Origin of the sequence: Streptomyces sp. 15-116A, from assembly GCF_025290915.1 — a bacterium.
Taxonomy (GTDB): domain Bacteria; phylum Actinomycetota; class Actinomycetes; order Streptomycetales; family Streptomycetaceae; genus Streptomyces.
This window is the reverse complement of record NZ_JAOCQE010000013.1, coordinates 1-12,009: the sequence shown is the minus strand read 5'-3', so window position 1 is coordinate 12,009 and position 12,009 is coordinate 1. Positions and strand designations below refer to the sequence as shown.

Annotated in this window: 9 protein-coding genes; 5 read left to right on the top strand and 4 right to left on the bottom strand. The window is 69.7% G+C overall.

Annotated elements, in window-relative coordinates; translation table 11 throughout:
• Positions 1–93: 93 nt before the first annotated feature.
• On the top strand, positions 94–1,890 hold the full coding sequence (gene thiC / locus N4P33_RS04490; protein ID WP_260824882.1) for a phosphomethylpyrimidine synthase ThiC: 1,797 nt from the start codon (positions 94–96) through the stop codon (positions 1,888–1,890).
• A 113-nt stretch (positions 1,891–2,003) separates the two neighbouring features.
• Here the strand turns inward: thiC and N4P33_RS04485 are convergent, their stop codons facing one another.
• The 3 genes from N4P33_RS04485 to N4P33_RS04475 form a co-directional block, all read right to left on the bottom strand.
• Positions 2,004–2,885, bottom strand: coding sequence for a hypothetical protein (locus N4P33_RS04485; RefSeq protein ID WP_260824880.1), 882 nt, complete (start codon positions 2,883–2,885; stop codon positions 2,004–2,006).
• 183 nt (positions 2,886–3,068) lie between these two features.
• Entirely contained in the window at positions 3,069–4,160 is a 1,092-nt protein-coding gene (locus tag N4P33_RS04480) for a metallophosphoesterase (protein ID WP_260824879.1), read from the bottom strand.
• A gap of 369 nt (positions 4,161–4,529) precedes the next feature.
• Positions 4,530–5,642: a LacI family DNA-binding transcriptional regulator gene (locus N4P33_RS04475; RefSeq protein WP_260824878.1), complete on the bottom strand. Its 1,113-nt coding sequence runs from the start codon at positions 5,640–5,642 to the stop codon at positions 4,530–4,532.
• A gap of 441 nt (positions 5,643–6,083) precedes the next feature.
• Here N4P33_RS04475 and hisC point away from each other — a divergent pair, with 441 nt between their 5' ends.
• Positions 6,084–7,163 (top strand): histidinol-phosphate transaminase, encoded by a 1,080-nt coding sequence (gene hisC / locus N4P33_RS04470; RefSeq protein ID WP_260824876.1) that lies wholly within the window; start codon positions 6,084–6,086, stop codon positions 7,161–7,163.
• Positions 7,164–7,202: 39 nt separating this feature from the next.
• Here the strand turns inward: hisC and N4P33_RS04465 are convergent, their stop codons facing one another.
• Positions 7,203–7,583: a cyclophilin-like fold protein gene (locus N4P33_RS04465; RefSeq protein ID WP_260824875.1), complete on the bottom strand. Its 381-nt coding sequence runs from the start codon at positions 7,581–7,583 to the stop codon at positions 7,203–7,205.
• Positions 7,584–7,724: 141 nt separating this feature from the next.
• On the opposite strand from N4P33_RS04465, the gene N4P33_RS04460 reads away from it, so the two are divergent.
• The 3 genes from N4P33_RS04460 to cydD form a co-directional block, all read left to right on the top strand.
• Positions 7,725–9,230: a cytochrome ubiquinol oxidase subunit I gene (locus N4P33_RS04460; protein WP_260824874.1), complete on the top strand. Its 1,506-nt coding sequence runs from the start codon at positions 7,725–7,727 to the stop codon at positions 9,228–9,230.
• Positions 9,231–9,250: 20 nt separating this feature from the next.
• Positions 9,251–10,255: a cytochrome d ubiquinol oxidase subunit II gene (gene cydB / locus N4P33_RS04455; RefSeq protein WP_260824873.1), complete on the top strand. Its 1,005-nt coding sequence runs from the start codon at positions 9,251–9,253 to the stop codon at positions 10,253–10,255.
• A 12-nt stretch (positions 10,256–10,267) separates the two neighbouring features.
• Positions 10,268–12,009 (top strand): thiol reductant ABC exporter subunit CydD (cydD, locus tag N4P33_RS04450; protein WP_260824872.1); only part of this gene is annotated, 1,742 nt, incomplete at its 3' end.

Below are 12,009 nucleotides of genomic sequence, written 5' to 3'. Positions count from 1 at the left end.
GTGATGTTTCACATGAAACGTCGGCAGACGGATACCGCTGCGTCGACCGCCGAACCTGTTACCGGGTAATGCCGGCGTAGGGAGATAGGTCTCATGACCAACAAGGACGCACGCACGCCTGCCTCCACGCAGAACACGACGGGGACGTCGCTCGACACGGAGACCGGGAAGTCCATCGGCTGGCACAAGGCGTACGTCGAGGGCACCCGCCCCGACCTGCGGGTGCCGGTCCGCCAGGTGCACCTCACCAACGGGCAGTCGGTCACGCTGTACGACACCTCGGGCCCGTACACCGATCCGCTCGTCGACACCGACGTGCGCAGGGGCCTGGCGCCGCTGCGGGAGAACTGGATCATCGCGCGCGGAGACACCGAGGAGTACGCGGGCCGGCCCGTCCGCCCGGAGGACGACGGGATCAAGCACACCTCGCCGCGCGGCGGCCTGCGCAATCTGGAGGCCGTCTTCCCCGGGCGTCCGCGCCAGCCCCGCCGGGGCCGTGACGGCCGGGCGGTCACGCAGCTCGCCTACGCGCGCCGGGGCGAGATCACGCCCGAGATGGAGTTCGTGGCGATCCGGGAGAACGTCTCTCCCGAGGTGGTCCGCGAGGAGATCGCCGCGGGCCGGGCGGTGCTGCCGGCCAACGTCAACCACCCGGAGATCGAGCCGATGATCATCGGCAAGCGGTTCCTGGTGAAGGTGAACGCCAACATCGGCAACTCGGCGGTGACGTCCTCCATCGAGGAGGAGGTGGAGAAGATGAACTGGGCGACCCGCTGGGGCGCCGACACGGTCATGGACCTCTCCACCGGCCGCAACATCCACACCACCCGCGAGTGGGTCCTGCGCAACTCCCCCGTCCCCATCGGCACCGTGCCGCTCTACCAGGCCCTGGAGAAGGTCGACGGCAAGGCCGAGGAACTGACCTGGGAGATCTACAAGGACACGGTCATCGAGCAGGCCGAGCAGGGCGTGGACTACATGACCGTCCACGCGGGCGTGCGCCTCGCGTACGTGCCGCTCACCGCCAACCGCAAGACCGGCATCGTCTCGCGCGGCGGATCGATCATGGCCGCGTGGTGCCTCGCGCACCACAAGGAATCGTTCCTCTACGAGCACTTCGAGGAGCTCTGCGAGATCCTCGCCGCGTACGACGTCACCTACTCGCTCGGCGACGGCCTGCGGCCGGGCTCCATCGCGGACGCCAACGACGAGGCGCAGTTCGCCGAGTTGAGGACCCTCGGGGAACTCAACCGGATCGCGAAGCGTTTCAACGTGCAGACCATGATCGAAGGCCCGGGACATGTCCCGATGCACAAGATCAAGGAGAACATCGACCTTCAGCAGGAGATCTGCGATGAAGCTCCGTTCTATACGCTCGGCCCGCTGACCACGGACGTCGCGCCGGCCTACGACCACATCACCTCCGGCATCGGCGCCGCGATGATCGCCTGGTGGGGCACGGCCATGCTCTGCTACGTCACGCCCAAGGAGCACCTCGGTCTGCCCAACCGGGACGACGTCAAGACCGGCGTCATCACCTACAAGATCGCTGCTCACGCCGCGGACCTCGCCAAGGGCCACCCCGGTGCGCAGGAGTGGGACGACGCGCTGTCCGACGCCCGCTTCGAGTTCCGCTGGGAGGACCAGTTCAACCTGGCCCTCGACCCGGACACGGCACGCGAGTTCCACGACGAGACCCTGCCGGCGGAACCGGCGAAGACGGCCCACTTCTGCTCGATGTGCGGGCCGAAGTTCTGCTCGATGAAGATCTCCCAGGATATCCGCCGTGAACACGGCGGAACCCGGGCCGAGATCGAGGAGGGCATGGCGCAGAAGTCCAAGGAGTTCGCCGCGGCGGGCAACCGCGTCTACCTCCCGCTGGCGGACTGACCCCGGCGGCGGAGCACGCCGGCGACGTCCCCGCGGGGGGTCGCCGGACGGCCGGTCGCCCGAGCCGGCCGTCCGGCGGCGCGGTCGCCTTGTCCGTGCCGCCGCTGTTCCGGTCAGTCCGGCTGGTGTTCCGGGCCTCCGAAGTCCGGGCTGGTGTAGTCCGGGCTGGAATAGCTGGGCCGGGGGCCGCGGGCCGGGCCTTCGTCGGGGCTGGTGAAGCCGGGGCGGTCGTAGCCGAGGTGCGGGATGCGGCTGGTGGGGGCGGACGGTGCCGCCGTACGGTGCAGAGTGGCCGCTCCGGGCTCGGCGAGGGCGTCCCGCAGGAACGGGAGTATGCCGCGTTCCAGCAGAGCCTCGCGCCAGGCCTCCCTGGCACGAGTCAGTTCTCCGTCGGCTTCCGAGTAGGGCCCGCCCTGCGCGGACGGCTTGTTGCGCAGGGCGGTGAGCAGCAGTCCGACCGCGGCGACGAGGATGGCGACCGCCGTCACGGCGCCGAACACCCAGCCCGTGGTGAGCATGGTCTGGGCGAACGCGGCGTTCGGGTCGAGCATCCGCAGGACGTAGCCGACGAGCAGGAAGATCGCTGCCGCGGTCCCGGCCAGCACCGGAGCCAGGACGGCGACCACGGCGACGACTCCGGCTCCGGCGGCCTCGGCCACCTCGCCCATGGCGCCGGCGAGCCCCACCGCGTTCGTGCCGTGCTCAGCCGAGGCGGAGGCGGAGCCGGAGTCACGGACGGCCGGGTCGGCCGTCACCGGCGGCCGGCGCAGTTCCTCACGGACCTTCACATAGTGCTGGTACTCGGTCGCCGCGGCCGCCGTGATGATCGCGGTGGCGCCCAGCGCCATGGTGCGCAGTTGTTCGGGGTTGAGCCGCTGTCCGACAGCGGCGAGTTCCGGGCGGTGTGGTGCGGAGCGCAGCGCCTCATCGAGAATCCGCTCGTATTCCTGGCGGTCCTCGCTCAGCAGGTGCTGCGGAACGCTGTTCATGTGCATCCCCCGATGCTCCGTAGGGCTTGGGGCTCGGCATGCTGACGAGCCGTCGGGCAGAAACGGAGGGGAGCCTGCTACGGATAAGCCGATGGTAGAGCGGCGACGGCGCGTGGTGACAGGGGGTTTACCGAAATTCGCGCCGCACAGCCATGGAACGGGGCCGTGGAAGCAGCATCCGGTGAACGTTCACATGGCGAGCGGCAGTTGCTGGACCAGCAGCTTTCCGGCCATCGTCACGCCGCCGTCCATCGCGATGGCCAGTCCGTCGGCGTAGACATGCGGTCCCTCGACCACGGGACCGGTGTCGTCCTCCCCGTCCTCGGAGCCGACCTCGCCCAGCAGATACGGAATGGGGCTGTGCCCGTGAACGACGCGGGTGCCGCCGTACGTATCGAGAAGGGAGCGCACCGCGTCGGCGCCGCCTTCGTCGCGGAAGGAGAACCGCTTGGTGAACTTGCGGAACAGGTCCCAGACTTCGTCGGCGTCGTTGCGGGTGAGCGTCTCGCGGACGGTGTCGTTGACCTCTTCGATGGACCGGCCGTAGTCGAGGTAGGCGGTGGTGTCGGAGTGCAGCAGCAGATGGCCGTCGACCTCCTCGACGGCGTCCAGGCGGGCCATCCACTGCAGGTGGTGGTCCTGGAGGCGGTCCATGTCCGTCTTCTGGCCGCCGTTGAGCAGCCAGGCCGCCTGGAAGGTGGCGGTGCCCGCGCCCGAGTTGACGGGGGTGTCGCCGAACCGCTTGGCGCCGAGCAGCAGCAGCTCGTGGTTGCCCATCAGCGCCTTGCAGTAGCCGCCGGCCGCGGCGGCCTCGGCGGACAGGCGCATCACCAGATCGATGACGCCGATGCCGTCCGGGCCGCGGTCGGTGAAGTCGCCGAGGAACCACAGCCGCGCGGTGCCCGCGCACCACTGGCCGGCGGAGTCGATGAGGCCCTTCTCCTGGAGGGCCGCCACCAGCTCGTCGAGATAGCCGTGGACGTCGCCGACCACGTAGAGCGGGCCGGGGCCGGTGGCCGGCTGCGGGGCGGGGACGGACGTGGGATCGACGGTCACCTGAACAGTGTCACCCCGATTGATGACGGGGAGGTCCCGCTGAGTGGGTGTGTATCCCTCCGGATACGTCTCCTCGGCCGGCGGGGCCACGTCGCCGGGGTGGGTGCTGTGCGCGTACGGACCGGTCTCGTGGACGTACGCGGGTACCCGGAAGTCGCGCAGCGTCGCCGTCCGCTCCACCTCGGGTCCCTGACCGGCCCCCTGAGTCATCGACCCCTCCACCATCGCGCCGCATCTGCACCGCATCGGACTGCCTGGTCGCAGCGGCCCGCGGTGTCGTGGGCCCATCATAGGAATGCGGATCGCGCCATGTGATGACCCAGGGGTGGTGAATCAGAGCAAGACTCCAGTTCACCGCGGCTTTCGCCCCGTTTGCGCCGGGCTTCGACCGCCATACGGGCATCCCTGCTCCGGTCGCTTCGCGCGGGAGCGGGCTGGTTTCTTCGGGCGTGCGTCCCGTTCCCCCGGAGGAGTGGCGCGGAAGTGTCGCCGCTTCACTCTCCGGAAGCGACGGCTCCGCCGCGGGAGGCGATCACGGGCGAAGGGCTCCGCCCCTCCGGGAGCCCGTCGCCCCTCCTCCGGAGACGTCCTCGGTCAGGCACCCTCCGGCGACCTCGGCGGGCTGACCGTCGTCCGCGGGGGACGCCGCTGGGACGACGTGCGCACGATCAGCTCGGTCGGTATCACCTGCTCCACCGGGTGGTCGGACTCGACCCCCTCGATGGCGTCGATGAGCAGCTGGACGACCGCCGTGCCGATGCGGCGCGGTTTGAGGGAGAGCGTCGTGATGGGCGGCTCGGTGTTGGCGTAGACGGTGGACTCGCTGCAGCACACGAGGAGCAGGTCGTCCGGGACGCGCAATCCGTAGCGGCGGGCGGCGGCGAGCAGGTCGGTGCCGTTCGGGTCGAACAGGCCGTAGACGGCGTCGGGGCGGTCGGGGCGGGCGAGCAGCCGGTCGGCGGCGACGGCGCCCGCGCACGGATCGTGCGCCGGATAGGACTCGTACACCGGATCCTGGCCGACGCGCTCGCACCAGCGCAGATACGCGGTCGTCGAGAGATGGGTGTACGTGTCGGTCGTGGTCCCGGTCAGCAGGCCGATGCGGCGGGCGCCGGCGTCGGCGAGATGGTCGAGGATGCCGAGGACCGCGGCCTCGTGATCGTTGTCGACCCAGGCGGTGACCGGCAGGGCGCCGGCCGGGCGCCCGTCGGAGACGACCGGTAAGCCCTGCCGGACCAGTTCGCTGACGACCGGGTCCTGGTCGGAGGGGTCGATGACGACCGTGCCGTCCAGGGCGACGTTGGACCACACGTCGTGGCGGGAGGTCGCGGGCAGGATGACGAGGGCGTAGCCGCGGGCCAGCGCGGCGGAGGTGGCGGCGCGCGCCATCTCCGCGAAGTACGCGAACTCGGTGAAGGTGAAAGGTTCATCCCCGTATGTCGTCACCGTCAGGCCGATGAGGCCCGATTTGCCGGTGCGGAGCGTACGGGCGGCGGCCGAGGGCCGGTAGCCCAGCCGGTCGGCGACCTCGCGGACGTGCCGGCGGGTGGCGTCCGGGAGCCGGCCCTTGCCGTTGAGGGCGTCGGAGACGGTTGTGATGGAGACTCCGGCGGCGGCGGCCACGTCCCTGATGCCCGCTCGACCCGGCCGGCTGCCTCGGCGTGAGGTTTCCGCGCGGCTCACCTGGTGCTTCCCTGCTGCTGTCATGGCGAGCCGATAGTAGGGCTCATGAGGTGGGGTAGGGCGGACGCATATGCAGGCGTTGACAGGCACGTTTCTGCATGATCATCGATGATGAATTCCCTTGGATAGCAAGGGTGTTGAGCGCTTCCATGCCAGGACCTGGTGTGTCGGTGCATGCGGGCCTGTCGCGGCGGCGATGTTGCGAAGAGGTCTCAACTCACCTGCACGGGTGATGCGCGCTACGGCGCGAGCCACCGGCGCGTAGATATATGTGCGACGCGCCCCCGCGGCGCACGCCTTTCATGCGCCTACGGGCGATGTTGCCCGTGTTGCCCCTGTGACGGGTGGGACCTCGCTTCCCTGTCCTCGCCGCCGCTCTACGCAGCCGCACGGAATCCTCATAAGGTGAGCAGTATTGATGTCGGCGGCGGTCATGGGCCGCCGGTCTTCTCGAGGAGGACTGCGGTGAGCGAGACGAGCCCCAGGCTGCGCGCCGAGCTGGAGGGGATCCCCACGTACAAGCCGGGCAAGCCGGCGGCGGCCGGTGGGCCGGTGGCCTACAAGCTGTCCTCCAACGAGAACCCCTATCCGCCGCTCCCGGGCGTGATGGAGAGCGTCACGGCCGCTGCCTCGTCCTTCAACCGCTACCCCGACATGGCCTGTACGGCCCTGATGGCCGAGCTCGCCGAGCGCTTCGCCGTGCCCGCGTCGCACATCGCCACGGGCACGGGGTCGGTCGGCGTCGCGCAGCAGCTGCTGCAGGCCACCTCCGGACCGGGCGACGAGGTGATCTACGCCTGGCGGTCCTTCGAGGCGTACCCGATCATCACGCAGATCAGCGGCGCCACGTCCGTACAGGTGCCGCTGACCCCGGGCGATGTGCACGACCTGGACGCCATGGCCGCGGCGATCACGGACCGGACGCGCCTGATCTTCGTTTGCAACCCCAACAACCCGACCGGCACGGTGGTGCGGCGGGCCGAGCTGGAGCGCTTCCTCGACCGGGTGCCCGGCGATGTCCTCGTGGTCCTCGACGAGGCCTACCGCGAGTTCATCCGGGACCCCGAGGTGCCGGACGGTGTGGAGATCTACCGGGAGCGGCCCAACGTCTGTGTGCTGCGGACCTTCTCCAAGGCCTACGGCCTGGCGGGGCTGCGCGTCGGATTCGCGATCGCCCATGAGCCGGTGGCGGCGGCGCTGCGCAAGACGGCGGTGCCGTTCGGCGTGAGCCAGATCGCCCAGGACGCGGCGATCGCCTCGCTGCGGGCCGAGGACGAGCTCATCGGCCGGGTCGGCTCGCTGGTGTGCGAGCGCAACCGCGTGATGGACGGGCTGCGGGCCCAGGGGTGGACGGTGCCCGAGACCCAGGCCAACTTCGTGTGGCTGCGCCTGGGGGAGCGGACGGTGGCGTTCGCGCAGGCGTGTGAGCAGGCGGGCGTGGTGATCCGGCCGTTCCCCGGCGAGGGTGTGCGGGTCACGGTCGGAGAGGCCGAGGCGAACGACATCTTCCTGAAGGTGGCGGAAGACTTCCGCAAGGAGTTCTAGTCCGTCGGTCCGACGGAGAGAGCGGAGCCGGTCGGCGACTCAGTCGTCGGCCGGCTCCACGCGTATGGGGTCGCCGTCGCGGACGGTCGCGAGCAGGCGGGGGTCGTCGTCGATCCGGCCCAGGACGTTGCACGGGCTCGCCAGGCGGCATTCGTCGCCGCGGGAGATCGGTGTGGGCCCGTAGGGGAGCGCGAGGGCGTCGCCGTCGGTCCAGAAGGCGACCGTGCCGGGCTCGACGACCTGCTGTGCGTCCGTTTCACGTGAAACAGCCACACCGGTGTCGAAGTACACCTCCTCGCCCCAGGTCCGGGCGGTGGAGGCGAGCGGCAGTGCCTTCGCAAGGGCCTGTGTGGTGGGAGTGTCGGAGAGCGTCGCGGTGAGGTGCCCTGCGGGCCATGAGATGCGGATGCGTGTGCTCATGGCCGTGAATTCAACATTCTGTTGAAGTTTTTGCCAAGGGATTGACGTCACAAGGGACCCCCCTTCCTGGTGCGAAAAGCGGTAGGTCATAATTGCTTGTGAATGTGAACGCGTTCACAAGCGCGGGTAAGGAGTGACGACGTGGACCTGGCTCTGGCGCCGGAAACCCTGGCGCGATGGCAGTTCGGCATCACGACCGTCTACCACTTCCTCTTCGTTCCCCTGACGATCTCGCTGGCCGCCCTCACCGCCGGACTGCAGACCGCGTGGGTGCGCACGGAGAAGGAGAAGTACCTCAGGGCGACCAAGTTCTGGGGCAAGCTTTTCCTGATCAACATCGCGATGGGTGTGGTCACCGGCATCGTGCAGGAGTTCCAGTTCGGCATGAACTGGTCCGACTACTCGCGGTTCGTCGGTGACGTCTTCGGCGCTCCGCTCGCCTTCGAGGCGCTGATCGCCTTCTTCTTCGAGTCCACCTTCATCGGCCTGTGGATCTTCGGATGGGACAAGCTGCCCAAGAAGATCCACCTGGCCTGCATCTGGATGGTCTCGATCGGCACCCTGCTCTCGGCGTACTTCATCCTCGCGGCCAACTCCTGGATGCAGCACCCTGTCGGCTACCGGATCAACGAGGAGAAGGGCCGCGCCGAGCTCACGGACTTCTGGCTGGTGCTCACCCAGAACACCACCCTCAACCAGGTCTTCCACAGCTTCTCGGCGGCCTTCCTCACCGGCGGCGCCTTCATGGTCGGCATCGCCGCCTTCCACCTGATGCGCAAGAAGCACATCCCGGTGATGCGGACCTCGCTGCGGCTCGGCCTGGTCACCCTTGCGGTGGGCGGCCTGTTCACCGCCATCAGCGGCGACACCCTCGGCAAGGTCATGTACGAGCAGCAGCCGATGAAGATGGCCGCCGCCGAGGCGCTGTGGGACGGCGAGAAGCCCGCGCCCTTCTCCGTGTTCGCGTACGGGGACGTCGACAAGGGGCACAACAAGGTCGCCCTGGAGATCCCGGGTCTGCTGTCCTTCCTCGCCCACAGCGACTTCGAGTCGTACGTGCCCGGCATCAACGACACCAATGAGGCCCTCCAGGAGAAGTTCGGCCCCGGCGACTACAAGCCCATCGTGCCCGTCGCCTACTGGGGCTTCCGCTGGATGATCGGCTTCGGCATGGCGTCCCTCTCCCTCGGCCTGCTGGGACTGTGGCTCACCAGGAAGAAGTTCCTGCTGCCGGCCGCCTACCGCACCGGCGAGGACGAGGTGCCGCATCTGGTGCTGCTGAAGAAGCCGCTCGGTACCAGGCTGAGCCGGCTGTACTGGCTGCTGGCGCTGTGGACGATGGGCTTCCCACTGATCGCCAACTCATGGGGCTGGATCTTCACCGAGATGGGCCGGCAGCCCTGGGTCGTCTACGGCGTGATGCAGACCCGGGACGCCGTCTCCCCCGGTGTCTCCACGGCCGAGGTCATCACCTCCATGTCCGTCTTCACCGCGCTGTACGCCGCGTTGGCCGTCATCGAGGTCAAGCTGCTCGCCAAGTACGTCAAGGCGGGCCCGCCCGAGCTCACCGAGAACGACCTCAACCCGCCCACGAAGCTCGGCGGCGATCTCCGTGACGCCGACAAGCCGATGGCCTTCTCGTACTAGGCCGAGGGAGCTGCACCGTCATGGAACTGCACGACGTCTGGTTCGTCCTGATCGCGGTCCTGTGGACCGGTTACTTCTTCCTGGAGGGCTTCGACTTCGGAGTCGGGATCCTCACCCGGCTGCTGGCCCGCGACCGCGCCGAGAAGCGGGTGCTCATCAACACCATCGGACCGGTCTGGGACGGCAACGAGGTGTGGCTGCTCACCGCCGGCGGGGCGACCTTCGCCGCCTTCCCCGAGTGGTACGCCACGCTGTTCTCCGGCTTCTATCTGCCGCTGCTCGCCATCCTGATCTGCCTGATCATCCGGGGCGTCGCCTTCGAGTACCGGGCCAAGCGGCCGGAGGAGAGCTGGCAGCGCAGGTGGGAGACCGCGATCTTCTGGACCTCGCTGATCCCGGCGTTCCTGTGGGGCGTGGCCTTCGGGAACATCGTGCGCGGAGTGAAGATCGACGCGGACTTCGAGTACGTGGGGAGCGTCTGGGAGCTGCTCAACCCGTACGCACTGCTGGGCGGTCTGGTCACCCTGACGCTGTTCACGTTCCACGGGGCGGTGTTCACGGCGCTGAAGACGGTCGGGGAGATCCGGGAGCGGGCGCGGACGACGGCCGGCCGCGTCGGGCTCGTCACCGCCGTTCTGGCAGCGGTCTTCCTGCTCTGGACCCAGGCCGACAAGGGGGACGGCACAAGCCTGGTGGCGCTGGTGGTCGCCGTGGCGGCGCTCGTGGCGGCCCTGGTGGCGAACCGGGCGGGGCGCGAGGGATGGTCGTTCACGTTCTCCGGCGTCACCATCGTGGCCGCCGTGGCGATGCTCTTCCTGACGCTGTTCCCGAACGTCATGCCGTCCACCCTGAACGCGGACTGGAGCCTGACCGTCACCAACGCCTCCTCCAGCCCCTACACCCTGAAGATCATGACCTGGCTGGCCGTGATCGCCACTCCGGTCGTCCTGCTCTACCAGGGCTGGACGTACTGGATCTTCCGCAAGCGGATCGGCACCCAGCACATCGCCGATCCCGTGCACTGAGGTGTGTTTCACGTGAAACCGATCGACCCGCGCCTGCTCCGTTACGCCCGAGCCACCCGTCTCTTCCTTGTCGCGGTGGTCGGTCTGGGCGCCGTAGGCGCGGGGCTGGTCATCGCCCAGGCCATGCTCATCGCCGAGGTGGTGGTGGGCGCGTTCCAGCACGGCAGGTCCGCCGGTGACCTCGGCACTCCCCTGGTGCTGCTGGCCGTCGTGGCGGTCGGCCGGGCGCTCGTCGGCTGGCTGACCGAGCTGGCCGCGCACCGGGCGAGCGCCGCGGTGAAGTCCGAGCTGCGCGGGCGGCTGCTGGAGCGGGCGACGGCGCTGGGACCCGGGTGGCTGGCCGGACAGCGGACCGGTTCGCTGGTCGCCCTGGCGACCCGGGGGGTCGACGCTCTCGACGGCTACTTCTCCCGCTATCTCCCGCAGTTGGGCCTTGCGGTGGTCGTGCCGGTGGCCGTGCTGGCGCGGATCGTCACCGAGGACTGGGTGTCGGCCGCCATCATCGTCGGCACCCTGCCGCTCATCCCGGTCTTCATGGTGCTGATCGGCTGGGCCACCCAGTCCCGGATGGACCGTCAGTGGCAGCTGCTGTCCCGGCTGTCGGGGCACTTCCTGGACGTCGTCGCCGGGCTGCCGACGCTCAAGGTCTTCGGGCGGGCCAAGGCCCAGGCGGAGTCGATCCGCCGGATCACCGCCGAGTACCGGCGGGCGACCATGCGAACGCTGCGGATCGCCTTCCTCTCCTCCTTCGCGCTGGAACTCCTCGCCACGCTGTCCGTGGCGCTGGTGGCCGTGACGATCGGCATGCGGCTCGTCCACGGCGACATGGACCTGTACATCGGTCTGGTCATCCTGATCCTGGCGCCCGAGGCGTATCTGCCGCTGCGGCAGGTCGGCGCCCAGTACCACGCGGCGGCGGAAGGGCTCGCCGCCGCCGAGGAGATCTTCGCCGTCCTGGAGACACCCGCCCCGGCGCCCGGGGGCGGGCCGGTGCCGGCCGGTGCCGTGTCCTTCGACGGCGTGACGGTCCGCTACCCGGGGCGCTCCTCGGACGCCGTGACGGACGTGTCGTTCTCCGTGGAGCCGGGTGAGACGGTCGCGCTGGTCGGGCCGAGCGGGGCGGGCAAGTCGACGCTGCTGAACGTGCTGCTGGGGTTCGTGCGGCCCGACGAGGGCCGCGTACGGATCGGGAGCGCCGAACTCGCGGGCCTCGACCTGGCCGAGTGGCACCGCCGGATCGCCTGGGTGCCGCAGCGACCGCACCTGTTCGCAGGGACGGTCGCCGACAACGTGCGGCTGGCCCGGCCCGACGCCGACGCCGACGACGACGCCGTACGGCGGGCCCTGCGGGACGCGGGGGCACTGGACTTCGTGTCCGCGCTGCCCGAGGGCATCAACACGCCGCTCGGTGAGGACGGGGCGGGACTGTCCGCGGGGCAGCGGCAACGCCTCGCGCTGGCCCGGGCGTTTCTCGCCGACCGGCCCGTGCTGCTGCTCGACGAGCCGACGGCCGCGCTGGACGGTGCCACCGAGGCCGAGATCGTGGCGGCGGTGCGACGGCTGGCGGCCGGCCGGACCGTGCTGCTGGTGGTGCACCGGCCGGCGCTGCTCGCGGTCGCCGACCGGGTGGTACGACTGCCGGAGCCGGAGCCGGAGCCGGAGCCGGAGCCGGAGCCGGAGCCGGAGCCGGAGCCGGGGCACGAGGGCCGTGCCGTCCTGGTGCAGGGGGAGGCGGGGGCGCTTGCGAGCGCCGT